A 26,918-nucleotide genomic window follows, 5' to 3' on the forward strand; every position below is an offset into this window, starting at 1 on the left:
ACCGTCCGCCGGGCCCTTCCTCGTACTCACCGGCAGAGAACGTCCTCCGACGGCCGCACACCCTCGGTCAGATAACGGGTCACCGCCGCGTCGCCACACGCGTTCCCGTTCCCCAGGTACACCCCGTGCCCGCCGTGGTCGACGGAGACGAGCCGCGCCCGCTGGCCGAGGGCCTCCCGCATCCGCAGCCCCTTGGAGTACGGCGTCGACGGGTCGCGCAGGTTCTGGATCATCAGGATGTTCGACGGCCCCCGGTCGGTGATGCGGACCGGCTTCTCCACCGCCCCACCCTTCCAGAAGGAGCAGGGCGTGATGTTCGCCGGCATCCCCGCCGTCAGCGGGAACCGCTCCCGGTCCTTCGCCACGGCCCGCTCGTACGCCGGTACGGACGCGGGCCAGTTCACGTCGTTGCAGATCACGCCGACGGTGATGGCCGCCGCGTCGTCCGGCATCGCGCCGGCCAGCTCGCGCGGCAACACCGGCTCGCCCTCCGGGTCGAGCGCCTCCGTCACCATCTGCGCGAAGGACGGGAAGAAACCGTCGGAGTAGAGCGCGAGCTGAAGCGCCTGGAGCAGCATGGACCCGGTGAGCGGGGGCCCGGGCCGCACGGGCTCGCCGGGCGCACCCGGCAGCACCGAGGCATGCGGCTCCCGGTCGAGCCGCCCCGCGAGGTCCATGAGCACAGCCCGTACGTCCTCGGGCCGCTCCGCGAGCCGCAGCCCCTCGTCCGCCCGGTCGGGGTGCGCCGCCCAGTCCGCGAAGTCCGGGAACCGGTCCTCGGCACCCTGCGCCATGCCCTCAAGCCAACCCCGGGCGACCCGCCTCGGGTCGGGGTCGTTGCTGCTGTCGAGAACCCAGCGATCGGTCCGCCCGGGGAACTTCTCGGCGTACGAGGCCGCCACGTACGTCCCGTACGACACGCCCCACGCCGACAGCTTCCGCTCGCCGAGCGCTTGCCGCAGCCGCTCCATGTCCCGCACCTGGTTGGCGGTGGTCAGCCCGCGCAGCATGGCACCCCCGTTCCGGGCACAGGCCTCGGCGACCCGCTTGGACCGGGCGACGTTCTCCTCGATGCCCCCGTCGGCGCCCGGCCACGACCGCAGCGTCATCATCCACCGGTCGCCCTCGTCGAGCCCGCACCGCGCCTTCGCGGAGCCGCCGATGCCGCGCGGGTCGAAGGCCACGAGGTCGTACGCCCCGTCCATCTCCTTCGCCAGGGCGGCACCCTTCTGCGCCAACCGCTGCACCCCGGAGCTGCCGGGCCCGCCCGGGATCACCATCAGGGTCCCGCGCCGCGCCTCGGGCCGCGTGCTGGGCAGCCGGGAGACGGCGAGCTGGATCTGCTCCCCGTCGGGCCGGGCGTAGTCCAGGGGTACGGAGAGCATGGCGCACCGCTGCCCGGGCAGCGGCCGTAGGGCCGGGGCGCAGTCGCCCCACGCGAGCCCGGCCGTGGCGCCGCCGGTGGCGGCGACGGCGGCACCGCCACCGGAGAGAGCGGCACCGGCGACGGCGGCGGCGGAGAGGGCGAGGAGAAGCGTCGTGCGTCCACGGGTCGTTGTCATGCGCACAGCCTCGCGAATCGACGGCCGCCACCCCATCCGGCAGGCACGCGGGTCTGGGGTGGGGCCAACCCCCGCCCAGAAGTGGGGCGTTCGGGCCCACTGGGGAGGCGCAGGGGGCGGGCGTCTCCGACAGGCTTCTGGTGGGACCGCCCTCTTTCCGAGAGTCGCACCTTCCACCACCGCGTCAAGGGCGCCTTCGGCGTCGCTGCGCGATGGCCTGCGGCCACCCTTGACCCGGTGGCTCCAGGAGCGAAAGACCTCTCGGAGGGCGGTCCGGGGGCCGGGGTCGCGGGGGCCTCGGGCAGTGTCGGGGGCCGGAGGGCGCCCGTCGGGCCGGTGGGTGGGGGCTGGGTTCGCAGCCGGGGCGGGTAGGCACCTGGCGGCCGGTCCGGGGTGCGCGGCTGTTGAATGGGGCAGTCGGGCGGCGCTTAGCGAGTCACGGCCGTCGAGTGGTCGGGCTTCAGGCCCCGCTGGTCACTCCCGGTGGGGGAAGGGTCGCCAGCGGCGGCGAGGAGAGCCGATACGAGACATTGCTGCAGATCGATCGCCGATCGGGGTCGAAACGCCCTGACTTCTCCGACCCAGCGGCTAGTTACTCGTAGTAAGTGCACGCCAGGCATGCCTCCACCCACCGAAACAGACCAGCGGGGCCTGAATCCCCCCTGCCCACCGGCCGCGACCCGCCAAGCCAAGCCGGGCCGCCCCATTCAACAACCGCGCACCCTCACACGACCGGTGAGACCCACCGGCCCCCGCTACGAACCAAGCCCCACCCCACCGGGCTGCCAGGCGCCCTCCGAGCCCAGCCGCTGCCCGAGGCCCCCGCGACCCCGGCCCCCGGACCGCCCTCCGAGAGTTGTTGCGCGGCTTCCGCCGCCGGGTCAAGGGTGGCCGCAGGCCATCGGCGGAGCCGACTTGCCCTTGACGCGGTGGCGGAAGGTGCGACTCTCGGAAAGAGGGCGGTCCCACCAGAGGCCCACGAAGCAGGCCCACACCGAGTGCCCCCGCCCGGTACCCGCCCGGTACCTAGACTCCGCACCCATGACGACCACACCGAACTCCGCGCACCTCGCCGCCGTCGCCGCCGACCTGGCGCCCACCGGTACCCTGCGCACGTCCATCAACCTCGGGAACCCGGTCCTCGCGCAGGGCACGCCCGACGCGCCCGCCGGGATCACGGTGGACCTGGCGCGCGAGATCGGCGCGCGCCTCGCGCTGCCCGTCGAGCTGCTCTGCTTCGACGCGGCGCGGAAGTCGTTCGGGGCGATGGCGGAGGGGCGGGCCGACCTCTGCTTCCTGGCCGTGGACCCGGCGCGCGAGAAGGAGGTCGCGTTCACCTCCCCGTACGTCGTCATCGAGGGCGTGTACGCCGTGCCGCGCGATTCGGCGATCAGCACGGTCGAGGCGGTGGACGCCCCCGGCGTCCGGATCGGCGTCAAGCAGGGCTCGGCCTACGACCTGTTCCTCTCCCGTTCCCTCGTCCACGCGACCGTCGTACGGGGCGAGGAGGGCGTCGACGTGTTCCGCGCCGAGGGTCTGGAGGCGGGCGCGGGGATCCGGCAGCCGATGACCGCCTACGCCGCCGCGCACGAGGACGTGCGCCTGATCGAGGGCCGTTTCATGGAGATCCGGCAGGCCGTCGGAACCACGTCCGGCCGGCGGCCCGAGACCGTCGCCTTCCTCCGCGACACCGTGGAGGAACTGAAGACGAACGGCTTCGTCGCCGCCTCCCTCCGCCGCACGGGCCAGGACCCGGCCCTCCTGGCCCCGCCGGCGTGACGAGACGCCCGAGGGCCCGACCGCACCACGGCGGCCGGGCCCTCGGGAGGACATCCGGATTCACAGGACGTCCGGATCAGTAGAGCCCCTTGAGAATGCTCCATCCGCTGCCGACGGCCACCCGGCCGCCGTAGGCACCGGTCCCGGTGCCGCTGTAGCGCCACAGCTTCCCGGCGGTGTCGCGGGCCAGGAGATCGGCGCGCCCGTCGCCGGACAGGTCGCCGACGCCGACGAGCGAGGAGTACCCGCCCCAGCCGCCGCCGACCTTCACCCGGGCGGTGACGCCGCCGGTCGCGGTGCCGTAGTACCGCCACAGCGCACCGGAGGCGTCGACACCCAGCAGGTCACCGCGCCCGTCGCCGTTCAGGTCGCCCGCGCCGGTGATCTTCTTGTACAGCTTCCAGTTGGTGCCGATCCGGACGCGGGCCTTGACCCGGTGGTCGGCCGTTCCGCCGTAGAAGTACACGTCACCCGTCGACGCCTGACGTGCGACCAGGTCCGCGTACCCGTCACCGTTCACATCACCCGGCGAGGTCAGCACGTCGTACTGGCCCCAGCCCGAACCGACGACCGTGTACGGCGAGAAGGCGGAGAGCACCTTCCCGCAGCCCGGCCGGTACGCCCGCAGCTGGTCGCCCACGCGGGCGTACACGTCCGCGCACCGGTCGCCGTTCAGGTCACCCGTCGGCACGAACACCGACGACGTCGCGAACTTCGTCCCCGTACCGGCGATCCGCGCGGACACCGCACCCGTCCCGGTCCCCCGGTACATCGACACGAGCCCGGTCGTGTCCATCACCAGCAGGTCACCGAAGCCGTCGTCCCCGGCGAGGTCCCGCCACACGGCGGCTCCGCCGGTCACGGAGAGGTTCCCGGACTGGACGAGGTCGGCGCCCTGGCCGTCGGCCGGCTTCACCGTCAGGGTCCAGGTGTGGGTGCCGTTCCGGACGAGCTTCCCGGTCGCGTCCTTCCCGTCCCAGACGGGCGTGACGACACCACGACCCTCATCGGTGAGGGTACGGACGGTCGCGCCGGTCGCCTTGCGCTTGAGCGCGAGGGACCACGTGACGGGCTTCGAGACGGTCCAACGGGGCCTCCAGAGGGAGGACCTCAGGTTCACCGAAGTCGGCACGGCCGAGTCGAAGACCGTCACGCGGCTGGTGGCTCCGCCGAGACCGACAACGTGGATCGTCTGCTGGGGGTCGATGAAGGCGATACCCCCGCCGAAACGGTCGATCGTCCACCTCTCGCCGGTCTCGGAAAGCGTTCCGATGGTGCGCACGACGGGCGCGCCGGAGCGGACGTCGATCACGTTCAGCGAGTCGGGGGCAGCACCGTTGGACTCGGTGTAGGCGATGAAGCCGTCTCCCAGCGATGTCTGGCCGTAGCTGGGCGCCGAGAAGGAGACTTTGGTCTTCCGCTCCTGGTCGTACACGATCGCGGATGTGCCGCGCAGGCACTGGGCGTAGATCCACTTGCCGAGGACCGCGAAATCGCCGGTTCCGCAGTTCGTCCCGAGGTCAACGGTCGCGACCGTCGACCCGGTGCGCAGGTCGACCGCCGAGACGGTGTCGTTCTCCAACGACGCCGTCCAGAGCTGACTGCCCCACAGGAACTGGTTCGCGTTGCTCACGACGGAGAGGATCTTCCGGGTCTCGATGTCCGCGACGACCGACTTGACCTCGTAGTTCTCCGTTGCGAGGTAGTGCACGTAGCGGCCTGAGACCGTGTAGAGCACCTCGGGCTCGAGCCTCCGCGTGGTGTCCAGCGTGATCTTCCGGGTGGTCGCACCCGGCGCGGCCGTCGTCACGTACACCGTCGGGACGCACCAGCCGCACCAGTCCCCGCGAGACGGCGGAACGTCGTCCGCCCCGAGCCTGACGAGGCGGCCGTCCCCGCTGTCGGCCCAACGGGCGCCCACCATCCCCGGACCGTAGGGCTCGGCACACGGCGAGGTGCCGCCGGAGGTCACGGCACAGCTCCAGACCGAGGCGGCCGTGCGCGGCTCGGTGAGGGACACGTCGTATCCCTGGAGGCCGCGGTAGCCGTCCTCGTGCTCGGTCGTGACCCGGCCGTTCGCCAGGGTCAGTCCTGTCCGCTGGACCGGCTTGGGCGGGGTGCTCAGGACCTGGGTGGTGACGGGCACTCCGGTGGCGTCGGGAGTGACGCGTCGGACGCCCCAGTGGGTGGAGTCGGTGCCGCCCACGAAGTAGAGGGTGCCGTCCGTGCCGGTCCTGAGCTCGGAGTCCCCGGCGACGAGGACGCCCAGGTCACGGGTCGCGCCACTGGTGAGCGAGGTGGCCTTGAGCGGGCCGGACCCGTACGAGCTGTAGGCGCCCACGATCCAGCCGCCGAGGAAGGCGAGACGGCCCTGCCTGGCATCGGTGCTCGGCAGCTTGACCGTGGCGGCCGGACCCGCGGGGGTGGCGCGGGGCACGATGAACGCCTCCGTCGTGCCGTACCCGCCGTAGAGGGCGATACGGTCGGCGCTGAGCGTTGCCTTCACCCCGTAGGGGAGACCGGCCGCGGGCTGGGCCAGCGGGACGAGCGTGGCGGTGACGAAATCGACGAGCCCGACGCCCTGTCCACCGGAGGCCCGGGTGTACGTGACGACGGCGCCCTTGGCATCGAAGGCCAGGACCTCGGGGTAGCCGGTGATCCGCTCGGTCGCCGCGACGTCGACGTCCGCCGGAGCGCCCTCGCCGAAGCCCGGAAGGTGCAGGGTCACGGCGCCTTCGGCATCGGTGCTGTAGCTGAGCAGCCGGTCCGTGCCGAAGGCCCGCAGCCAGGTGTGGCCCTCGGGGTGCGGGCGGGTCAGGGTGACGCCGGTGGCCCAGTCGTGGATCGTGGCGTCCGAGGTGCCCTGGTGGTAGTCGAGGCACGCGAACCGGTCACCGTGGAACGCCATCCTGTCGGTGGAGTCGCAGGCCGCGTGGTATGTGACCGGACCACCCGCGAAGCTCTGCCAGCGCATGCCCCGGTCGGGGTCGGAGGCCTGGAGACCGGTGCCCGCGCCGAAGACGGTCTGGGGCGGCGGGGTGACGCTCGGCGGCGCGGCGATCGTCACCTCGTACGGCGCGCCGGTCGCCGCCGTGGCGGACGGCGCGACGGCCGCCAGGCCGGTGAAGCCGAGCGTGGCGCTCAGAGCGAGCGCGACGACTCTTCGTACGGACAAGTCCTGTGTCCCCTCGTACGGATGTGAAGACGGGTACGACACGGGAGGGGCGGCGCGAAGGCAGGACGGGCAGGACGGCAGGACGAAGCGGGCCGCTCGGCCGGGGCCGGCGGGACCCCCCCTGTCGGCAGTCGGATCGTACATTCACGCGACACGGGAGTTCGAAAAGTTTCCTGGGAGCCGCCCGCGAAGGCCTCTTCCCGGGCCTGGAGGCGGCCTCCGCGAGCCCGTACGGCATCCCCGAACCCCTGGGTCCGGGCCTCTGGGGATGGGGTGCGTGCGCCCCTCACAGGCGATCACCAAAGTGCCTCTGACCTGCACTTTTACCCTCCATTCCCGTACTCTGGAGATCGACTTGGAGGGGGATCCCCATGGACCGCAACAGCCGTGAGAACCGTGACATCCGCACGGTCGAGGACGTCCTGCGCCTGCTCGACGGGCTCTTCGCACCCAGCGCCGACCGGTGGTCGGAAGGTGGGGCCGGGTGGTGGGACGAGTTCTACGCGGACCGGGACAAGCCGGTGCCGTTCTTCGTCGCGAAGCCCGACGAGAACCTGGTGTCGTACGTCGAGCGGGGCCTGCTCCCGGCCGGCGGGCGGGTGCTCGACCTCGGGTGCGGACCCGGGCGGAACAGCATGTACCTCGCGTCGCTCGGGTACGAGGTGGACGCCGTCGACCTCTCCGCCACCGCGATCCGCTGGGCAGAGGAACGCGCCCGCGAGGCCGGCGCGGCGGAGAGCGTGCGCTTCGTGTGCGGCGACGCCTTCGCCGCGCCCCTGGACGGCCCGTACGACCTCGTCTACGACTCCGGCTGCTTCCACCACCTGCCCCCGCACCGCCGCGTCAGCTACCTCGCGCTCCTCGACCGCGTCCTCGCACCCGGCGGGCACTTCGCGCTCACCGCGTTCGCCGCCGGGGAGGGCGGCATGGGCTCGGAACTGCCGGACGCCGACTTCTACCGGCAGGGGAAGCTGGACGGCGGACTCGCCTACACCGACGCGGAGTTGCGCGCGCTCTTCGCCGACCTGGCGGAGATCGACGTCCGCCGCATGCACGACGAACCCGCCGACTCGGCGCACTTCGGCGAGCCCTTCCTCTGGACGGCGCTCTTCCGTAACCCCTGGCGTAACCCCTGACTCGTCACCCCTGACTCACATCGTCCGTACGTGCTCCGCGAGGCGGTCGTACTGTTCGCGTACGCCCGCCTCCATGCCCGCCGCCAGTGCCTGGTCCCTGACCTCGTTCGAGGGCCAGAGCGAGGTGCTGGTCAGGGCCGTACCACCGTGCGGGGTCGCGTCGAAGGTGAGGGTGACGTGGACCGGGGCCGTGTCCGGCATCTGCTCGAAGACCTCCGTGTAGTCGAGCCGCTCCGCCGGGACGATCTCCTCGTACGTGCCGGAGAAGACGATCTCCTGGCCGTCCGGGGCTGTCTGGCCCCACCGCCAGGCTCCGCCCACCCGCAGGTCGACGTCGACGACCGTCGTCGTCAGCCCGGAGACGCCGTACCACTCGCGTACGTGCTCGGGGCGCGTCCAGGCCTCCCACAGCCGGCCCGGCGGGGCGTCGAAGGTCCGGGTGATGACCAGTTCGCGATCAGCGGGTGTCGTCATCAGGGTGACCATGGGCTCGGCCCTTCCACGGTGTCCCTTCCAGCATCACTCCGGTGCGCCCCCACAGCCACTTCCGTAAAGGGAGTGAACACGTTCAACAGGTGAGCGCTAAAGTTCTGCCACGCGGCCGTCCCGATCACGTGCGACGCCGCCTTCTCAGACCTGTGGGGGGTCCCTTTGCCGCGCTCACCGCGCAGGCTTACGCACGCCCTTGTGCGTGCCGCAGCCGTCTTCGCTCTCTCGGCGGGTGTCATCGTGCCCGCCGTCATCCACGCCCCGGCCGCACACGCGGATTCGACGGGCCTGTCCGGCATGACGCTGGACGACGGGCGCTACCGCGTGAAACTGCCCGCCAACGCGCTCTGGATCAAGGTCAGCGTCCTGGCCTCCACCGCCCCCGGCGCCACTGTCCTCGCCTCCACGGAGGCGCTCACCACGGACAACATCGACTGGGAGACCGACGCGCCCTTCGCGCTCCCGCAGGGCACCGCCCTCTCGGACTACCCGGTACGCGTCGACTACCGGCTGCCCGGCCAGACCACCCAGCAGTCGACCGGCGGCACCTACAGCTACCGTCCGCACGTCGGCGTCACCGACGTGTCCTGGAACCGCCGCACCACCAGCTACGACCAGCGCCAGGCCGTCCTCTCCGGAAAGACGACCCTCTGGAACCCCGCCACCGGCGCCCGCACCGCCGCGCCCGGCGGCACCAAGGTGGCGATCACCCTCACCGCGCAGGACGGCACCGACAGGGTCGTCAACTCCAGCGCCACGACCCGCACGGACGGCAGCTTCTCCGTGACGCTGACCCCGAACGGCTGGGTGTCCGGCAGCGCGACCGTGGTCACCGCCGGCACCGTCAACGACCCGAACGACGCGGCCTACGTCCCGTCCCTGGGCGTCGACACACTCCTGTACCGGATCAGCGCCGACGTGAACAAGTACCGCGTGCGCGCCGGTACGGACGTGCGGGTCACCGGGCACGTGGAGCGGTACACGCCGACCGGCTGGAAGCCCTTCCCCGGCGCCCCCGTCGTCGCGACCGGGGAACACTCCTACGGTTCCGCCCTGACGAACGTCCTCGGCGGCGCCACTTCCTCCGCGACCGGCACCTTCTCCTTCAACGCGCGGGCCCAGTACAGCACCGACTTCGTCTACACGTCGCTGCGGCCCTCGCCGTACCTCGGCGACTCCCGCCCGTACGCCAAGAGCGACATCGCCGTACCGCAGCAGTTCTCCTACTCCCCGCACACGATCACCCTGGACGAGCACGGGAAGCTCACCGCCACGGGCGGGTTCGGGTCGGCCTACTGCCGCAACGGGCAGCCCGTGCAGCTCCAGGTCTCCTTCGACGCCGGATCCACCTGGCGCGTCATGCGCACCGGCATGACCGACAGCGGCTGCTCCTACACCTTCACCACCCAGGGCTACGAGAGCGCCCTCTACCGGATCCACCACCCGGAGACGAACGAGCTGGTCGCCAAGGGGAGTACGTCCCTGAAGCGGGCCCGCACGCCCACCCGCTTCTCCGCCTTCGACATCAGCCCCACGCAGCCCACGGTGAACGGGAAGATGACGGTCTCCGGCACCGTCCAGCGCAAGGTCGGCGGCCTCTGGAAGCCGCTCCCCGGCACCAAGGTGACCCTGGTCTACAAGCCCAAGGGCGAGAGCCAGTGGTACTGGGTCAACCAGGGCATCACCACCGACGCCTACGGCCGGTTCAGCTACCGCGCCACCGCGTACGGCGACGGCTCCTGGGCGCTGTACCTCAACACCACGGGCAGCTACTTCTACAGCGAGACGATTGCGAAGTACATCGATGCGCGCTGATCTCTCCTCCTCCTACCGGCGCTCCCTGACGGCGGGCCTGGCCGCCGCCGCGCTCGCCGCCGGGACCCTGACGGTCACGGCCGCGCCCGCCGCCCACGCCGCCACGGCCGTCGGCATCGGCCGGGCCGTCACCGACGACGCCCAGCGCGGCATCTTCCAGGTGACGGCCTGGACCGACGCCCCGAACGCCAAGATCACCAAGGTCTCGGCCACGGTCCGGCAGGGCTCCACGGTCCTCGTCGACATCCCGACGCTCCCTGTCGTCCCCGACCCCTGGGACCCGAGCGCCGCCAACCTCTTCCGGCTCGCGGACGCCGCCACGTTGAAACTCGTCGAGGACGGCGGGCGCATCCCGGCCCTCGGGACGTACGCCATCGACGTCACCGCCACCGACTCCCTCGGCAACAAGCAGACCCGCACCGACGCCGGACAGCTCGACTTCCGGCTCCGCCCCGAGATCACCCTCGTCCCCACCAAGCCCACGTACGCCGACCGCAACGCCCGCCCCTCGGGCAGCGTCGTCGGCATCCAGCCCGGCTCCGGGGACCGGGTCACGCTGACCGGCCGGCCGGTCACCATCGAGCGGACCAGCCCGACGCAGGACGGGACATGGAGCGCGGCACAAGAGGCGGTCACCGACGCGGCCGGCCGGTTCACGTCGCCGCCGTTCCCGATCTCCAGCGAGGACCTCGGCACCTCGGCCATCCACTTCCGGACGACGGTCACGGCCGACACCCCCGAGATCCACGGCACCGTGACGGATTACCTCAGCGTCTCCGATCACGTGTCGCGCAAGGTGGCCGTCACCGCCACCGCCGACAAGAAGCGGGCGCTCGACGGGCAGACCGTCACCATCAGCGGCCGGATGACCGACCCGGCGGCGGCGGGCGCACCGGTCGCCGACCACCAGGTCCGCGTGCGGCTCGGCGGCCCCACCTACGGAACGGGCCCGAGCACCGTCGTCCGGACCGGCGCGGACGGCCGGTTCACCGCCCGGCTCGTCGCCATCGCGGGCAAGGAGTCGGGCGGCTGGTTCGTCGAATCCCCCGACCGGTACGTGAGCTTCCCGGATCTTCACGGCGCGCTGGCCATCCCGCTGGACTCCCGCACCGACCTCCGCACGTACGGGCTCTCCGCCGACGGCCGGGTCACGGTCTCCGGCACCTTCCGCGCCCGGTACGTGGCCGAACCGTCCTTCCCGGCGGCGCAGTTCGTCCGGCTGGAGCAGCTCGTCGCCGGCGGCTGGAAGGCTATCGCCTGGGCGAGCGTGAGCTCGGCCTACTACGACGAGTTCACGCTCTCGGCGGCGAGCAAGGGCGGCTGGTTCCGGGTCCGGCACCTCACCACCGACCAGTTCGCCGAGTCCGTCACTCCGTCGTTCCGGCTCACCCGCCTCGACACCCGGATCGTCTCCCTGAACGCCGGCCCCGAGCCGGTCGCGAAGGGCGGGTACGTGACGGTCACCGGCGGGCTCCAGCACTACGCGGACTGGAACTGGCGCGCGTACGCGAACGCTCCGGTCGTCCTGCAGTTCCAGCCGCGGGGCAGCACGACCTGGAAGCAGATGGCGACGGGCCGGTCGAACGCGAGCGGCAACGTCTCCCTGAAGGCGAAGGCCACCGGGGACGGCACCTGGCGCATCCGCCACTACGGCGACAGCAGGCACTTCAACACCCCGGCGTCGGCCGGCGGGGACTACGTCGACGTGCGCTGACGGATCCCGGAAAGCGCTCCTCCATAACGCCCGAGGGCGGCACCCCCCTGCTGGGGAGTGCCGCCCTCGATCGCGTTCAGCAGTACGGCTCTACAGCGGTACTGCGATGAACCACCGATCCCGGAGGATCAGAAGTCCATGTCACCGCCCGGCATGCCGCCGCCGGCCGGCGCGGACGCCTTCTCCGGCTTGTCGGCGATGACGGCCTCGGTGGTGAGGAACAGCGCGGCGATCGACGCGGCGTTCTGCAGCGCGGAGCGCGTGACCTTCGCCGGGTCGATGATGCCCTCGGCGATGAGGTCCACGTACTCGTTGGTCGCGGCGTTCAGGCCGTGACCCACGGGCAGGTTGCGGACCTTCTCCGCCACGACGCCGCCCTCGAGGCCGGCGTTGACCGCGATCTGCTTCAGCGGGGCCTCAAGCGCCAGCTTGACGATGTTGGCACCGGTGGCCTCGTCGCCCGCCAGGTCGGCCTCGAGCTTCTCGAAGACCGAGGAGGCCTGGAGAAGGGCCACGCCGCCACCGGCGACGATGCCCTCTTCGACGGCCGCCTTCGCGTTGCGAACGGCGTCCTCGATGCGGTGCTTGCGCTCCTTGAGCTCGACCTCGGTCGCGGCACCGGCCTTGATGACCGCAACACCGCCGGCGAGCTTCGCCAGGCGCTCCTGCAGCTTCTCGCGGTCGTAGTCGCTGTCCGAGTTCTCGATCTCGGCGCGGATCTGGTTCACGCGACCGGCGACCTGCTCGCTGTCACCGGCACCGTCGACGATGGTGGTCTCGTCCTTGGTGATGACGACCTTGCGGGCGCGGCCCAGCAGGTCGAGGCCCGCGTTCTCCAGCTTGAGGCCGACCTCCTCGGAGATGACCGTGCCGCCGGTGAGGATGGCGATGTCGTTCAGCATGGCCTTGCGACGGTCGCCGAAGCCCGGGGCCTTGACCGCGACGGACTTGAAGGTGCCGCGGATCTTGTTGACGACCAGGGTCGACAGGGCCTCGCCCTCGACGTCCTCGGCGATGATCAGCAGGGGCTTGCCCGACTGCATGACCTTCTCCAGGAGCGGGAGCAGGTCCTTCACGGAGGAGATCTTGGAGTTGACGATCAGGAGGTAGGGGTCGTCGAGCGACGCCTCCATGCGCTCCATGTCGGTGGCGAAGTACGCCGAGATGTAGCCCTTGTCGAAGCGCATGCCCTCGGTGAGCTCCAGCTCCAGACCGAAGGTCTGGGACTCCTCGACGGTGATGACGCCTTCCTTGCCGACCTTGTCCATCGCCTCGGCGATGAGCTCGCCGATCTGGGTGTCGGCGGCGGAGATGGAGGCCGTCGAAGCGATCTGCTCCTTGGTCTCGACATCCTTCGCCTGCTCGAGGAGGGCGCCGGAGACGGCCTCGACGGCCTTCTCGATGCCGCGCTTGAGGGCCATGGGGTTGGCACCGGCGGCGACGTTGCGGAGGCCCTCGCGGACGAGCGCCTGGGCGAGAACGGTGGCGGTGGTCGTACCGTCGCCGGCGACGTCGTCCGTCTTCTTGGCGACTTCCTTGACCAGCTCGGCGCCGATCTTCTCGTACGGGTCCTCGAGCTCGATCTCCTTGGCGATGGAGACACCATCGTTGGTGATCGTGGGGGCGCCCCACTTCTTCTCGAGGACGACGTTGCGACCCTTGGGGCCGAGGGTGACCTTGACGGCGTCAGCGAGCTGGTTCATGCCGCGCTCGAGACCGCGCCGGGCCTCCTCGTCGAACGCGATGATCTTGGCCATGTGAAGTGGTCCTCCCGGACATGGGGTGGATAACGCTCCAGGACCGCGCCGACGCCCGCGACGGACGGCCTCCGCGTGTTCCGTGTGGTTCCCTGCCCCACCCGGTCGGCGACCTCGTCTGCCCGATCCTCGTAGCACTCTCACCTGCCGAGTGCTAACGCCAATGATTAGCACTCGCCCTAGGAGAGTGCAAGCGACTCTCGGGTTTCGGGCAGTCCTGACACGGGTCGGCACACGTGCGGCACGGGTACGCCACGGGTGCGGAAACGCGTGAGGGGCCCGCTTCCCCTGGGGGATGCGGGCCCCTCGACGGCGTTGCGTCGGTGGCCGATCGCGCCGCGCTCAGACGGCGAGCTTGACCATGTCCGCCTGCGGACCCTTCTGGCCCTGCGAAATCTCGAACTCGACCCGCTGCCCCTCTTCGAGGCTGCGGTAGCCATCCATCTGGATCGCGCTGTAGTGGACGAAAACATCCGCACCACCGTCGACCGCGATGAAGCCGTAGCCCTTCTCCGCGTTGAACCACTTGACGGTGCCCTGAGCCATGCCTAACTCCCCTATTACTGGCCCTTGCGCGGGAACCGCACTTCGCGGACCCGGGGTCAGACCCTGCGCCGGAACGCGTCGACCGCCGCTGAATGTATCTGCCCAACTGCCCTCTGCAACAGGTCATTCGAGCGAGAATTCTGGGCATGGCAGAAAGGGGAATTAGGGAGAATCCCTGGAGTTCCGGGGCAAGTCGGGCCCGGCAAAACGCGCAGAACGTACACAACGCACATGCACTTTGGCTGCTTCCTGACGCGCAAGGACGCATTCTCATATGCGTCCGGCATGAGCAGCGGAGGGGACTTCCCCAACTCTACCCCGCTTAACCATGCAGAATTGCCCCCTCCGCTTTATGTCGCGGAAGGGGCAATTCAAGAAAGACGGGACAGAAGAGTCCCGGGACTCAGCAGCCGCCGGCGACGGCCGGGATGATCGAGACGCCCGCGCCGGCCGGGGTGGCCGTCTCCAGGCCCTGCTCGAAGCGCACGTCGTCGTCGTTCACGTACACGTTGACGAAGCGGCGCAGCTTGCCCTGGTCGTCCAGGACGCGGGCGGCGATGCCGGTGTGGTTCTTCTCCAGGTCCGCGATGACCTCGGCGAGGGTCGCGCCCTCGGCCGGGACCTCGGACTGCCCGCCCGTGTAGGTGCGGAGGATGGTGGGGATGCGGACGTTCACGGCCATGTCTTCGTACCTCTCAGAGGGCCAGGCCCGCGGCGCGGAACGCGTCCAGGCTCGGGCGGATGGTGGCGGTCGCCTGCGAGCCCTCGGCCACGGCGTCCAGGGTCTTGAGGCCGTCGCCGGTGTTCAGCACGACAGTGGTGAGCTCCGGGTCGATCAGACCCGCCTCGACGAGCTTCTTCGTGACGCCGACGGTCACGCCGCCCGCGGTCTCGGCGAAGATGCCCTCGGTCTGCGCGAGCAGCTTGATCGCGTCCACGACCTGCTCGTCGTTCACGTCCTCCACGGCGCCGCCGGTGCGGCGGGCGATGTCGAGGACGTACGGGCCGTCGGCCGGGTTGCCGATCGCGAGCGACTTGGCGATCGTGTTCGGCTTCTGCGGGCGGACGACGTCGTGGCCGGCCTTGAAGGCGGCGGAGACCGGGGAGCAGCCCTCGGCCTGCGCGCCGAAGATCTTGTACGGCTTGTCCTCGACGAGGCCCAGCTTGATGAGCTCCTGCAGACCCTTGTCGATCTTGGTGAGCTGCGAGCCGGACGCGATCGGGATGACGAGCTGGTCGGGGATGACCCAGCCGAGCTGCTCGCAGATCTCGTACGCGAGCGTCTTGGAGCCCTCGCCGTAGTACGGGCGGAGGTTGACGTTGACGAAGCCCCAGCCCTCGCCCAGCGGGTCGCCGATGAGCTCCGAGCAGAAGCGGTTGACGTCGTCGTAGTTGCCCTCGATGGCGACGAGGTCACCGCCGTAGACGGCGGCCATGACGACCTTGCCCTGCTCCAGGTCGTGCGGGATGAAGACGCAGGACCGGAAGCCGGCGCGGGCGGCGGCGGCGCCGACGGCGCCGGCCAGGTTGCCGGTGGAGGAGCAGGAGAGCGTGGTGAAGCCGAAGGCGCGGGCGGCCTCGAGGGCCTGCGCGACGACCCGGTCCTTGAAGGAGTGGGTCGGGTTGCCCGAGTCGTCCTTGACGAAGAGCTTGCCGGGGGCGACACCGATCTCGCGGGCGAGGTTGTCGGCCTGGACGAGCTTGGTCCAGCCCGGGTTCAGGTTCGGCTTCTCGGCGACGTCGGCCGGGACGGGCAGCAGGGGGGCGTAGCGCCAGATGTTGGCGGGGCCGGCCTCGATCTGCTTGCGCAGTGCCTCGGGGTCACCGGTGGGGAGGTCGTACGCGACTTCGAGCGGTCCGAAACAGAGTTCGCAGGCGAAGATCGGACCAAGTGCGAACACTTCACCGCATTCGCGACAGGAAAGCCCTGAAGCGGGACCGAGGTCGACGGTGGTGGCAGAGGCGACAGTCTGTACAGCCATGGAGGCGAGGCCCTTTCTCCTCATCTTTCCCATGACGAACTTTTCGTCATGAGACGGATTTGGCACCTTCCCTAGCCGGGGACCTCGCTGGAGGACGAGACGAACCGACTGGAGGGTTGCCGGGGCTTCAACGGGCCGTTTCCCTCTGCCCCTCTGGATGAGCGGTATTCGATTGTGAAGTGCGGTGAAGTCCTCGCGGGCTTCGTTCCTGCGCTCCGACGCGGGCGGCACCCCGACGTGCATCGGGCATCCGCGTTGTTCAAGACTGTAACCGAAGGCCCCGGAGCTTGGACGGGCCGTCCGTACCGCGAGATGGAGATCACGTGCTGGAAGAGGTGGAGCGCTGGCTGGACCGGCGGTCCTGGTCCGTGGCTGACCGGCCGATGGAGCGGATCCTCGCCGCCAAGCGAAACACGAAGGTCAGCGTCGTGCTGCCGGCGCTGAACGAGGAGGCGACGGTCGGCGACATCGTCGCCGTGATCCGCCGCGAGCTGATGTCCGAGGCGGTGCCGCTCGTCGACGAACTGGTCGTGATCGACTCGGGCTCCACCGACCGTACGGCGGAGGTGGCGGCGGCAGCCGGGGCGCGGGTGGTCGCGCGGGACGCGATCCTCCCCCGGATACCGGCCGTCCCCGGCAAGGGCGAGGTCCTGTGGCGGTCGCTCATGGTGACGAGCGGGGACGTCGTGTGCTTCGTGGACGCGGATCTGCGGGACTTCTCCGCGGACTTCGTGACGGGGATCGTGGGCCCGCTGCTCACCGACCCCGACATCGACTTCGTGAAGGCGACCTACGACCGCCCGTTCGGAGCCGGGGACACTCCTGGCCAGGGCGGTCGCGTGACGGAGCTGGTGGCACGCCCCCTCCTCAACATGCACTGGCCGCAGCTGGCCGGCTTCGTCCAGCCGCTGGGCGGCGAGTACGCGGCGCGGCGCTCGCTCCTGGAGCGGCTGCCCTTCCCCGTCGGTTACGGAGTGGAGTTGGGGCTGCTCGTCGACGCGCTGCACACCGTGGGCCTGGACGCGCTCGCGCAGGTCGACGTGGGCGTACGCAAGCACCGCCATCAGGACGAGCGGGCGCTCGGCCGGATGGCGGCGGCGATCTACCGGACGGCGCAGCTGCGGCTCTCGCGCGGGCACCTCGTACGGCCGCGGCTGACGCAGTTCGAGCGGGGCGAGGAGGGGTTCGTCCCGCGGACCTACGCGGTGGACACGGAGGAGCGGCCGCCGATGCTCGACATCAGGGAGTACACGCGCCGCCGCGTGGCGTAACGCCACCAGATGATCCGCTTTGCCTACATTGCCCTTTTATGCGCTTCAGACAACAACACCTGGGCAGTGTGGCGGCGGTCGTCGGCCTCGCCGTGGCCTCGTTTGCGCTCTCGACGGCCGGTCCGGCCTCGGCGGACGTCATCGAGCCCTTCGGCAAGCGGTACGACGAGTCGATCTACGGCGACTTCACGACGCTCGGCAACACGGTCATGGGCTGCCCCGACTCCCCCGCGGACCTGGCCGCGCGCTGCGCGACCGCCGCGAAGGGCGAGGGCTCCGACAACAACAACACCTTCGTGATGCGGCGGATCGACGCGGCCGGCATGGCGGCGGCGGGTGACGCGCCCGAGTTCGGCTCCAGTACCGGCCACGTCGTGATCCCGGCGGGCGCCGAGGTCGCGTACGCCCGGCTGTTCTGGGGCGGCAACGACGGCACGTACAAGGGCCCGAGCGGGGCCCAGCTCCGGCGCTGCGACATCTCCGGCACCGACGTCGAGGCCTCGCCCGGCGACCCGGCGACGACCGCGCCGGTGATCAAGGTCGGGGCGGGGCCCGCGACCCCGGTCTCGATCGACAGCATGGTCACCGACCCGTCCGACACGAACGGCCCGCACTACTACACGGGCGAGTCGGACGTGACGGCCGCCTTCGCGGGCGTCTCGGGGACGGACGCGCGGGTGGCCGTCGGCAACATCTGGGCACCGGACGGCAAGGGCTGTGTGGGGGGCTGGTCCCTGACGGTCGTCCACAAGTTCCCCGGCCCCGACCCGGTCAAGGCCCCGGAGCGGCGGAACGTGTACGTCTACGGCGGCCACGTCCTCCAGCGCTCGACCTCGCCCGCCACCACGATCACCGTCGACGGCTTCTACCGGAGCGGCGGCACGGCACGGGCGAGCGTCACCGCGTACGAGGGCGACTGGAACACCCCGGGCGACAAGTTCCTCGTCGACGGCAAGAACGTCACCGAGGCCCACACCGGCAACACCGACAACTTCTTCGTCAGCGAGGACGACGGCGCGGTCGCGCCGAAGCTCGTCAACAACCTCAGCATCGACGCCAAGGCCTTCGACATCCCGGCGGGTGCCATCCCGCAGGGCGCGACCTCGGCCGATCTGACCTTCTCCACGAACGGCGACACCTACGTGCCGTCGGGGCTGGCCTTCTCCGTGCCGGTGCCCGACCTGGAGATCACCAAGACGGCGAGCCCGCGCACGGTGAAGCCGGGCGACACCCTCACGTACACGATCACCGCGAAGAACATCAGCACGATCGACTACCCGAACGCCAAGTTCGGCGACGACCTCACCGGGAACCTCGACGACGCCGACTACAACGGCGACGCGAAGACGGACCTGGGCAAGGTGTCGTACGAGAAGCCGAAGATCGGGTACTTCGGAAACATCCCGGCCGGGAAGACGGCGACCGTCACGTACTCGGTGAAGATCAAGGACCCGGTGACCGGCGACGGGAAGCTCCGCAACAGCGTCGAGGTGGAGACCCCGCGCTCCAACTGCGGCGACGGCAGCGAGGACCCGGCCTGCGCGGTGACCCCGGTGCTCGACAAGCCGAAGCCGAGCCCGACGCCCACGCCGACGCCCACGCCCACTGACCCGACGAAGCCTCCGACGCCGACGACCTCGGCACCGGTGGAGCCCACGGACCCGGCCTTCCCGTCGGGCTCGGTCTCCCCGACGACCCCGGCCTCCCCTTCCGCCCCTGCCTCCCCCTCAGCCTCGAAGACCACGTCCGCCGCCCCGGTGGCGCCGGCGCCGGGGCCGCACGGGGAGAACGGCGGCTCGATGGCCGAGACGGGCAGCAGCGGTGAGCGGCTGTGGCTGCTCGGCGCGCTCGGCGTGGCGCTCGCGGCGACGGGCCTGGTGGCGAAGGCGGCGATGCGCGGCCGACGCGAGCACTGACAGCCGCTGACCGCCACTGACCCTCCCTGCCCCGCCCTGACCCTCCGTGGCCGGATCGGCCCGTCTCGTATACGTACGTTTGAGCGTTTACGGGACGGGCTAGGTTCGCCACATGGCTACTGTGCTCGTGGCATCCAACCGGGGACCCGTCTCGTACGTGCTCGGCGAGGACGGTGAGCTCGACGCCCGCAGGGGCGGCGGCGGCCTGGTCTCGGGCCTGAGCGCCGTCTCCCAGGACTCCCAGGACAGCCTGTGGGTGTGCGCGGCCCTCGGCGAGGGCGACCGCGAGGCCGTACGGCGCGGGGTCGGCGAGCCGGGCGTGCGGATGCTGGACATCGCCCCGGACGTGTACGCCGACGCGTACAACGGCATCGCGAACTCGGTGCTGTGGTTCCTCCACCACCATCTGTACGACATCCCGCGCGAACCCGTCTTCGACGCGGAGTTCCGGCGCCGCTGGGAGGCGTACCGGAGCTACAACCGCGCCTTCGCCGAGGCCCTGGCCGCGGAGGCGGCCGAGGGCGCGGCGGCCCTCGTCCAGGACTACCACCTGGCCCTGGTCCCGGGGATGCTCCGCGACCTCCGCCCCGACCTGCGGATCGCCCACTTCACGCACACCCCGTGGGCCTCCCCGGAGTACCTGCGGATGCTCCCGGACGACGTCCGCGAGGAGCTCCTGTGGGGGATGCTCGGCGCGGACGAGCTGGGTTTCCACACCTGGGGATGGGCGTCGGCGTTCGTCAGCGGCGCGTCCATGGACGGCGCGGCCGGGTCGGCCCAGGGCCTGTGGCGCAGCGGGGACCCCTGGCGCGGGGTGGAACACATGCGGCACGGCTCGGAAAAGGCCCACACCCGGGTCCGGGCGTACCCGCTCGGCGTGGACGCCGACGAGCTGCGGGCGCTGGCGCACCGCCCCGAGGTGGACGAGCGGCTGGCGCGGCTGCGGGAGGAGGTCGGCGACCGGAAGACCATCGTCCGTGTCGACCGCACCGAACTCTCCAAGAACATCCTCCGTGGCCTCCTCGCCTACCGCGAACTGCTCACCACCCACCCCGAGTGGCGCGAGCGGGTGGTCCACCTGGCCTCGGCGTACCCCTCGCGGCAGGACCTGGAGGTCTACCGCGCGTACACGACCGCCGTGGGGACGCTCGCCTCGGAGATCAACAGCGAGTTCGGCACGGCCGACTGGCAGCCGGTCCTGGTCTCGGTACGGGACGACTTCACGCGCTCCCTGGCCGCCTACCGGCTCGCGGACGTGGCCCTGGTGAACCCGGTCCGCGACGGCATGAACCTGGTCGCGAAGGAGATACCGGTCGTCTCGGAGGCCGGCTGCGCGCTGGTCCTGTCGCGGGAGGCGGGGGCGTACGAGGAACTGCGCGAGGACGCGCTCACCGTGAACCCCTTCGACGTGTCGGAGACCGCCGAGGCCCTCCACACCGCCCTGTCGATGCCGCCGACCGAACGCGCCGACCGCACCGAACGCCTCGCCGCGGCGGCCACGGCCCTGCCGCCACAACGCTGGTTCCTGAACCAGCTGGAGGCGCTGCGGGAGCCCTCGTAGCGTCGCGGAGGTCGGCGGGGGCTCATGCTGAGTCCTCCGCCGGTTCCTCCGTTCCCCGCGGGTCCCCGCACGCGTGGCGGACGCCCGTCAGGTGACGGGAACCGACTTCGGCCTCAGGCCGGCGGGGCGGTCGGCGAATGCCTTGTCCGCGTCGACTTCGTAGCACACGTTGACGCTCGCGTCACCGAGAGTGGTGTCGGCGAAGCCCTGGACGTCCGCTACGGATTCCGTCTCCCACAAGCACGTCACGACGGATCCGTCGACGTGCGGGTAGAACTGCAGCACGCGGGTGCCGTCGGGCGCGCCGGTGCCGTCGATGAGGGCCTGGCCGCGGGGGAACGCCGTCTCGGGGTTCAGGATCTTGTGCTGGACGACGACATACATGGTGTCCTCCTCGTCCGTTGTCCACCGATTCCATTGTGGACCGGCTGGTCACGCCTGGCTAAGGCCTGCCCGTGGGATCGCGGGAACGCCGCGCCGAACCGGCCGACCGGACCGGAGTCCCTCAGGCTCCGGAGGCCCGCTCCAGCCGTTCGCGCCCCCAGGCCGCGAGCGGTTCCAGGGCGTCGTTGAGGCGCATCCCGTCCTTCGTCAGGTCGTACTCGACGCGGGGCGGGACCTCGTCGTACGAGACGCGGTCCACGATGCCGTCGGCCTCCATCTCCCGGAGGTGGGAGGCGAGGACCTTCTCGGTGATGCCCGGGACGAGGCGCCGCAGCTCGCCGAAGCGGCTCCTCGGGCGCTGGTGGAGCGCCCACAGGATGAGCACCTTCCACTTGCCGCCGATCACCTCCATCGAGGTGTCGATCCCGCAGACGTGCCCGTCGTCGGCTCCGGGCCGGTTCAGCGTCGCCATCCCCCACACCCTTCTGACCTGTTCACTCACCTCAGGGTAACCACCCACTTCCAAGTGGGTACTTGAGCAGGTCAGGGGCCTGGAGCAGCCTGTGGGCATGACGCAGAACACGCAGAACTCCGCAGAGAAGACCCCCGTCACCCTCCTCGGTCTCGGCGCCATGGGGACCGCGCTCGCCCGTACCTGGCTCGCCGCAGGTCACCCGCTCACCGTCTGGAACCGCACCCCGGGCCGCGCGGCCGGGCTCGCCGACGACGGCGCGAAGGCGGTCGGCAGCGCCGCCGAGGCGGTCGCCGCGAGCACCCTGGTCGTCGTCTGCCTCCTGGACGACGCCTCGGTCGGCGAGGCCCTCGCCGACGCGGACCTGACGGGGAAGGACCTCGTCAACCTCACCACCACGACCCCGGCCCAGGCCCGCGCCCGAGCCGACTGGGCCCGCGAGCGCGGGGCCCGCTACCTGGACGGCGGGATCATGGCCGTACCGCCGATGGTCGGCATCCCGGAGGCCGGGGGGTACGTCTTCTACAGCGGCTCGGGCGAGCTGTTCGCGGAGCACCGGGAGACCCTGGCCGTGCCCGTGGGCACCACGTACGTCGGCGAGGACGCGGGGCACGCGGCCCTGCACGACGTGGCGCTGCTCAGCGCGATGTACGGGATGGTCGCGGGCGTCACGCACGCCTTCGCCCTGATCCGGAAGGAGGACATCGACCCGGTCGCGTTCGCCCCGCTGCTCGTGGACTGGATCAAGGCGATGGCCGGTCCGTCGATCACACAGACCGGCAGGCAACTGGCGAGCGGCGCCCTCACCGAGGACGTGGTCTCCAACCTGGCGATGCAGGTCGCGGGCGTGCCGACCTTCCTCACCACGGCCGAGGAGCAGGGCGTGAGCCCGGAGCTCATCAGCCCGTTCTTCGAGCTGATGCGCCGCCGACTGGCCCTCGGCAGCGGCGAGGAGGACCTGACCGGAACGGTGGACCTGCTGCTGCACGACCGGTAACCCCGGAAGCAGTGAAAGCGCTCACCGCACTCCTCGCCGCGGGCCTCACCCCCGCCGCCGCGCAGGAGACCCAGGACGCGGCACCGGCGGGCGCGGGAGCCGGAGGGCTTCGGCTCCCCCGTACCGCCCTCGCCGCATGGTGGGGCCTCAGCCCCGCTCCCGTACCGCCCTCGCCAGTTCCGTCAGGAACTCCACCACCCCCGGCGGGCCCGCCACCGAGAGGTCCGCGCGGGCGGCGAGCTCCGGGACCTCGGTGGAGCCGCTGCAGACCAGGAGGCCGGGGGTGCCGTCGGAGCGGAGTTTCTCGACGGCGGCGAAGGCGGGCAGGTCGCCCAGGTCGTCGCCCGCGTAGAGCACGGACCCGGCGCCCGTCTCCCGTACGTACTCGGCGAGCGCCACGCCCTTGTCCATGCCCGGGGGCCGCAGCTCCAGGACCATGCGGCCCGGTTCCAGGACCAGGCCGTGGTGGGTGGCGAGGTCGCCGAGGGGGCCCTTGAGGGCCTCGAAGGCGCCCTCCGGGTCGAGGGCGCGGCGGGTGTGGACGGCGACCGCGCGGCCCTTCTCCTCGATCCAGACGCCCGGCCAGGCGCCGGCGCGGTCGAGGAAGCCGGGGAGTTCGGCGCGGACGGAGGCGACGCCCGGGTGCGGGGCGGCGGCCTTGACGGTGCCGGTGACGGCGTCCCAGCGTTCGGCGCCGTAGTGGCCGAGGACGACGAGGTGTTCGAGGCCGGGGACTCCGGCGAAGCCGCCGTAGCGGACGGCGACCCCGGCGGGGCGGCCGGTCACGACGGCGACGGAGGCGACCTCGGGCGCGAGGGCGGCGAGGGCGGCCACGGCACCGGGGTGGGCGCGGGCCTGTTCGGGGTCGGGGACGATCTCGGCGAGCGTGCCGTCGAAATCGAGGGCGACGACGGCTTTCGCGGGCCGCGCGAGGAGCGCGTCCAGACCGTCGCGGCCGGTCGGGGTGGTCGGGTGCGGAAGGCTGCTGACCATGCTCACGACCCTACCGACGCGGGGCGGCCGCGTCAGCGTGGCCGGGGTCACCGCCTCCGACCCCTTGCGCCGCCGGCCCCGTGCGTTACCGCCGCCCCTGCTTCTCCGCCCTCACCCGGCGCAGCCGGTTGACCGTGACCGGGTCGTGGGCGAGGGCCCGCGGGTCGTCGAGGAGGGCGTTGAGCAGCTGGTAGTAGCGGGTCGGCGAGAGGCCGAGGCCTTCGCGGACGGCCCTCTCCTTGGCGCCGGGGCCGGGCCAGGAGCGGCGCTCGACGGCGAGGAGGGCCCGCTCGCGCTCGCCGAGCCCACCGGCGTCGCCATCGTCGTCAGCCGGCTCCCGGGCGTCGTCGGTGGTCATCCGGACTCCTTCGTGAATACCCCCACCTTTACGTGGGGGAGGAAACGAAACACCTGCGGAGCAGGGCTGGGCAAGGCGCGTCGTCGTCAGGGCGATTCGTCGCCTTCCACCGGAGTGGGCAACGCGCCCTCCAGTAGGTACAGGATCTCAGCGTTGATTGACCTGCGGTCCGCAGCCGCTTGCGCGACGAGACGGGCGTGGAGGTCTTCGGGAATGCGCAGCGCGAAACGGATCATGATGCTACTTTGACATCATGACGACATCAAGGGAAGCGAGAGAGGCCGGGCGCGCCCGGTTTACCTATCGCCTCCGCGTGTCGTCCAGCGCGAGGGCCGCCCTGGAAGCGGAGTGGTCGAGATGCCGGTGGATCTGGAACGAGTCCGTCGCCAAGTCCAAGCAGACTCACCAGAACAACCGCGCGTTACCCGAAGACGCAGACAAGTCGACGTGCGGCCCGGTTCAGCTCGCGAAGATGCTGACCGAGGCACGTGCCAAGAACGAGTGGCTTCGCGATGGCGCCTGCGTTCCGCAGCAGCAGTTGATCCGCGACTTCGGAAAGTCCCGCGCCAAAGCACTCAAGGACATCAAGGCCCGGCTTCCCATGCGGCAGCGGGCGGGGATGCCGAAGTACAAGAAGAAGCGCGAGAGCGCGCCGACGCTTGAGTACACCCGGCGCGCCTTCCGGCTGAAGGACGGCCGCCTGCACCTGCCGGGCGGCATCGTCGTTACCGTGGTGTGGTCGCGTGAGCTGCCTTCCGACCCGTCCAGCGTGCGCGTCTACCGCGACAGCCTCGGCCATTGGTACGCATCGTTTGTCGTCGCCACCGAGACCGAACCACTTCTCGCCACGGGCGCGGCGATCGGCATCGACTGGGGTGTGAAGGAAGCCGCCACCACCACCAGCGACGCACACGATCTCCCGCACGCCCAGCACGGGAAGAACGCCGCGCAACGCCTCGCCCGGTATCAGCGGATGATGGCTCGGCGTAAGCCGAAGCGAGGTCAGGTCGCCTCCAAGGGGTACCGCGAGGCGAAGCGCCAGGCGGCGAAGTCACACAAGAAGGTCGCGCGTCAGCGTCAGGACACCGGCCGCAAGTGGGCCAAGAAGGTCGTCCGCGACTTCGACCAGCTCGCGGTGGAGGACTTCCGCCCGAAGTTCCTCGCGAAGTCGACCATGGCCCGCAAGGCCGCCGACGCGGCGATCTCCGCGACGAAGACGGCCCTGACCGAGATGGGCCGCAAGCACGGGCGCAAGGTGCACCTCGTGCACCCCGCCTACACCACGATGGACTGCGCAGACTGCGGAGCGAGAGCCAAGCACGCACTGCCCTTGTCCGAACGCACCTATACGTGCACCGCGTGCGGAGTCTCCCGACCGAGGGACAAGAACTCCGCCCGCGTGATGCTCGTCCGGGCTGGTCTCGCACCCGGCTGGTGTTGATCTTGTAAGACCTGCCGGCCCGCCGGTCCGCAGGCGAAGTGAGCCAGGAATCCCCCTCCTGCAGGAGGGGGAGCAGTCAATACTCGGCGTTCTCGGCCGGGCCGCCGTCCTACTCGGCGTTCTCGGCCGCCGTCGCCGCCCGGCCTATGGCGCCGAGGACCTCGGCGGGGCGGCCGGCGGGGGTGACGGCCTTGCCGATGTTCTGCTTGACGTTCTCGCTGACCGTGGCCCACGAGGTCTTGCCGACGGGCGGGAGCTGGGAGTCCGGGAGTCCCTTGAGGAACGCGCGCAGGTTGGCGTACTCGGGGTCGGTCTCCATGCGGGTGGAGGCGCTGACGGTGACCGGGAGCAGGTCGTTGTCCCCGGCGAACTTCAGGACGTTCTCATCGGTGAAGACGAAGTTGAGGAAGTCACCGATCTCCTTGCGGTGACCGTTCTGCTTGAAGCCCATGATCCAGTCGGCGACGCCCATGGAGCTCTTGGGCGTGCCGTCGATGCCGGGCAGCGGGACCTCGCCGACCTCGACGCCCTTCTTCGCGGCCTCCTTGAGCAGCGAGGGGTGGCCGTTGAGCATGCCGACCTCGCCGCTCGCGAAGGCGGCGAAGGCGGCCTTGCGGTTGAGCTTGCCGGGGGCGACGGGGCCGGTGAGGCCCTTGCCGACCAGGTTCTTCTTCAGCCAGTCGAAGGTGCGGACGTTCGCGTCGGAGTCGACGGCGTAGTGGTCGGTGGCGTCGGTCCAGCCGCCGCCGCCGCTGAGGAGCCACATCAGGGCCTCGGCCTGGGCCTCCTCGGGGCCGAGCGGCAGCGCGAAGGGGGTCTTGACGCCCTTGTCCTTGAGCTTCTCGGCGGCGGCGGCCAGCTCGTCCCAGGTGGTGGGGGCCTCGGCGCCGGCCTCCTCGAAGAGGGCCTTGTTGTAGAAGAGCGGCCGGGTGGAGGCGACGAACGGCAGCCCGTACTGGGTGCGCTCGGTCTCTCCGGCGGCGGCGAGCGGCGCGAGGAAGTTGGCCTGGACGGGGATGGAGAGGATCTCGTCGGCGGCGTAGAGCTCACCGGCGGCGGCGTAGTCGGCGTAGGCACCGATCTGCGCGACGTCGGGGGCCTCGTCGGCCTTGACCATCTCGGCGACCTTGCGGTCGACGTCGTCCCAGGACTCGATCTGGACCTCGACCTTCACGCCGGGGTGCTCCGCCTCGAAGGCGGCGACGAGGCCGGCCCAGTACTTCTTGGTCGTGTCCCCGCCGGTCAGGTCGTAGTCGGCGGCGACCAGTCTGAGGGTCACGTCACCGGATTCGCCCCCCAGGACGCCGCATCCGGCGACCGTGGCGGTCAGTCCGAGGGCGGCGGCGGCCGCGGTCAGTCCAAGGAATCGTCGCCGCTCCACGGCTTCATCCACCTTTTTGCTCGTCGTTGAGCTGCGTTGAGTTGTGATGTTCACGGTTTTCGCACGGCTGTGAGCTGCGCGTTTGCTCTACGCAGGGCAGCAAGTCTCTCCTGCGGGCGGGTATGAGGTCTACACCACCTGGGTATCACTTCCGCAACACAGCCGGGACCATGGACCCATGACGGGTCC

21 protein-coding genes, 1 pseudogene and 1 riboswitch are annotated in these 26,918 nt (G+C 70.9%); of the genes and pseudogenes, 9 read left to right on the forward strand and 13 right to left on the reverse strand.

Annotation, left to right across the window (positions count from 1 at the left end; translation table 11 throughout):
* Positions 1 to 26 precede the first annotated feature (26 nt).
* Complete coding sequence (locus tag ACIBG6_RS23110) at positions 27 to 1,562, reverse strand: alpha/beta hydrolase (RefSeq protein ID WP_399224422.1); 1,536 nt, start codon at positions 1,560 to 1,562, stop codon at positions 27 to 29.
* 1,041 nt (positions 1,563 to 2,603) lie between these two features.
* On the opposite strand from ACIBG6_RS23110, the gene ACIBG6_RS23115 reads away from it, so the two are divergent.
* Positions 2,604 to 3,341, forward strand: coding sequence for a transporter substrate-binding domain-containing protein (locus tag ACIBG6_RS23115; RefSeq protein ID WP_399224423.1), 738 nt, complete (start codon positions 2,604 to 2,606; stop codon positions 3,339 to 3,341).
* A 76-nt stretch (positions 3,342 to 3,417) separates the two neighbouring features.
* Here ACIBG6_RS23115 and ACIBG6_RS23120 read toward each other — a convergent pair whose 3' ends face one another.
* Positions 3,418 to 6,516 (reverse strand): FG-GAP repeat domain-containing protein, encoded by a 3,099-nt coding sequence (locus ACIBG6_RS23120; protein ID WP_399224424.1) that lies wholly within the window; start codon positions 6,514 to 6,516, stop codon positions 3,418 to 3,420.
* Between the two features lie 371 nt (positions 6,517 to 6,887).
* Between ACIBG6_RS23120 and ACIBG6_RS23125 the strand changes: the two genes are divergently transcribed.
* Positions 6,888 to 7,652 carry a class I SAM-dependent methyltransferase gene (locus ACIBG6_RS23125; RefSeq protein ID WP_399224425.1) on the forward strand — a complete coding sequence of 255 codons (765 nt, stop codon included), beginning with the start codon at positions 6,888 to 6,890 and terminating at the stop codon, positions 7,650 to 7,652.
* A 15-nt stretch (positions 7,653 to 7,667) separates the two neighbouring features.
* Here ACIBG6_RS23125 and ACIBG6_RS23130 read toward each other — a convergent pair whose 3' ends face one another.
* Positions 7,668 to 8,126 (reverse strand): SRPBCC domain-containing protein, encoded by a 459-nt coding sequence (locus ACIBG6_RS23130; RefSeq protein ID WP_399224426.1) that lies wholly within the window; start codon positions 8,124 to 8,126, stop codon positions 7,668 to 7,670.
* Between the two features lie 213 nt (positions 8,127 to 8,339).
* Here ACIBG6_RS23130 and ACIBG6_RS23135 point away from each other — a divergent pair, with 213 nt between their 5' ends.
* Positions 8,340 to 9,956, forward strand: coding sequence for a hypothetical protein (locus ACIBG6_RS23135; protein WP_399224427.1), 1,617 nt, complete (start codon positions 8,340 to 8,342; stop codon positions 9,954 to 9,956).
* Entirely contained in the window at positions 9,946 to 11,670 is a 1,725-nt protein-coding gene (locus ACIBG6_RS23140; RefSeq protein WP_399224428.1) for a hypothetical protein, read from the forward strand. Before ACIBG6_RS23135 ends, ACIBG6_RS23140 begins: the two co-directional genes overlap by 11 nt.
* 128 nt (positions 11,671 to 11,798) lie before the next feature.
* On the opposite strand, the gene groL is transcribed toward ACIBG6_RS23140, so the two are convergent.
* From groL to thrC, 4 genes are all read right to left on the reverse strand, one after another.
* Positions 11,799 to 13,427, reverse strand: coding sequence for a chaperonin GroEL (gene groL / locus ACIBG6_RS23145; RefSeq protein ID WP_030321969.1), 1,629 nt, complete (start codon positions 13,425 to 13,427; stop codon positions 11,799 to 11,801).
* Between the two features lie 342 nt (positions 13,428 to 13,769).
* Complete coding sequence (locus ACIBG6_RS23150; RefSeq protein ID WP_015035246.1) at positions 13,770 to 13,973, reverse strand: cold-shock protein; 204 nt, start codon at positions 13,971 to 13,973, stop codon at positions 13,770 to 13,772.
* A 403-nt stretch (positions 13,974 to 14,376) separates the two neighbouring features.
* Positions 14,377 to 14,655, reverse strand: coding sequence for a MoaD/ThiS family protein (locus ACIBG6_RS23155; protein ID WP_329622015.1), 279 nt, complete (start codon positions 14,653 to 14,655; stop codon positions 14,377 to 14,379).
* A gap of 13 nt (positions 14,656 to 14,668) precedes the next feature.
* Positions 14,669 to 15,979, reverse strand: coding sequence for a threonine synthase (thrC, locus tag ACIBG6_RS23160; protein WP_317597852.1), 1,311 nt, complete (start codon positions 15,977 to 15,979; stop codon positions 14,669 to 14,671).
* Positions 15,973 to 16,119: riboswitch (SAM riboswitch) on the reverse strand. It overlaps the preceding gene by 7 nt.
* 159 nt (positions 16,120 to 16,278) lie before the next feature.
* Between thrC and ACIBG6_RS23165 the strand changes: the two genes are divergently transcribed.
* From ACIBG6_RS23165 to ACIBG6_RS23175, 3 genes are all read left to right on the forward strand, one after another.
* On the forward strand, positions 16,279 to 17,226 hold the full coding sequence (locus ACIBG6_RS23165) for a glucosyl-3-phosphoglycerate synthase (RefSeq protein WP_399224429.1): 948 nt from the start codon (positions 16,279 to 16,281) through the stop codon (positions 17,224 to 17,226).
* 38 nt (positions 17,227 to 17,264) lie between these two features.
* Entirely contained in the window at positions 17,265 to 19,142 is a 1,878-nt protein-coding gene (locus ACIBG6_RS23170; RefSeq protein WP_399224430.1) for a hypothetical protein, read from the forward strand.
* Positions 19,143 to 19,254: 112 nt separating this feature from the next.
* On the forward strand, positions 19,255 to 20,703 hold the full coding sequence (locus ACIBG6_RS23175) for a trehalose-6-phosphate synthase (RefSeq protein ID WP_399224431.1): 1,449 nt from the start codon (positions 19,255 to 19,257) through the stop codon (positions 20,701 to 20,703).
* A gap of 87 nt (positions 20,704 to 20,790) precedes the next feature.
* Here ACIBG6_RS23175 and ACIBG6_RS23180 read toward each other — a convergent pair whose 3' ends face one another.
* Entirely contained in the window at positions 20,791 to 21,087 is a 297-nt protein-coding gene (locus ACIBG6_RS23180) for a hypothetical protein (RefSeq protein WP_399224432.1), read from the reverse strand.
* 121 nt (positions 21,088 to 21,208) lie between these two features.
* Complete coding sequence (locus tag ACIBG6_RS23185) at positions 21,209 to 21,559, reverse strand: winged helix-turn-helix transcriptional regulator (RefSeq protein ID WP_399224433.1); 351 nt, start codon at positions 21,557 to 21,559, stop codon at positions 21,209 to 21,211.
* A gap of 97 nt (positions 21,560 to 21,656) precedes the next feature.
* On the opposite strand from ACIBG6_RS23185, the gene ACIBG6_RS23190 reads away from it, so the two are divergent.
* Positions 21,657 to 22,556 (forward strand): NAD(P)-dependent oxidoreductase, encoded by a 900-nt coding sequence (locus tag ACIBG6_RS23190; RefSeq protein WP_399224434.1) that lies wholly within the window; start codon positions 21,657 to 21,659, stop codon positions 22,554 to 22,556.
* A 147-nt stretch (positions 22,557 to 22,703) separates the two neighbouring features.
* On the opposite strand, the gene otsB is transcribed toward ACIBG6_RS23190, so the two are convergent.
* The 3 genes from otsB to ACIBG6_RS23205 form a co-directional block, all read right to left on the reverse strand.
* A complete protein-coding gene (otsB, locus tag ACIBG6_RS23195; RefSeq protein WP_399224435.1) occupies positions 22,704 to 23,549 on the reverse strand; it encodes a trehalose-phosphatase in 846 nt (281 codons plus the stop codon).
* Between the two features lie 85 nt (positions 23,550 to 23,634).
* Entirely contained in the window at positions 23,635 to 23,907 is a 273-nt protein-coding gene (locus tag ACIBG6_RS23200; protein ID WP_399224436.1) for a DUF3263 domain-containing protein, read from the reverse strand.
* A gap of 86 nt (positions 23,908 to 23,993) precedes the next feature.
* Positions 23,994 to 24,143, reverse strand: coding sequence for a FitA-like ribbon-helix-helix domain-containing protein (locus ACIBG6_RS23205; RefSeq protein ID WP_399224437.1), 150 nt, complete (start codon positions 24,141 to 24,143; stop codon positions 23,994 to 23,996).
* A gap of 17 nt (positions 24,144 to 24,160) precedes the next feature.
* On the opposite strand from ACIBG6_RS23205, the pseudogene ACIBG6_RS23210 reads away from it, so the two are divergent.
* Positions 24,161 to 25,367: pseudogene (locus tag ACIBG6_RS23210) on the forward strand (RNA-guided endonuclease InsQ/TnpB family protein); the annotation flags it as partial.
* Positions 25,368 to 25,457: 90 nt separating this feature from the next.
* Here ACIBG6_RS23210 and ACIBG6_RS23215 read toward each other — a convergent pair.
* Complete coding sequence (locus tag ACIBG6_RS23215) at positions 25,458 to 26,741, reverse strand: extracellular solute-binding protein (RefSeq protein ID WP_399224438.1); 1,284 nt, start codon at positions 26,739 to 26,741, stop codon at positions 25,458 to 25,460.
* Positions 26,742 to 26,918: the final 177 nt, after the last annotated feature.

It is taken from the genome of Streptomyces sp. NPDC050842, from assembly GCF_044456565.1.
GTDB lineage: Bacteria > Actinomycetota > Actinomycetes > Streptomycetales > Streptomycetaceae > Streptomyces.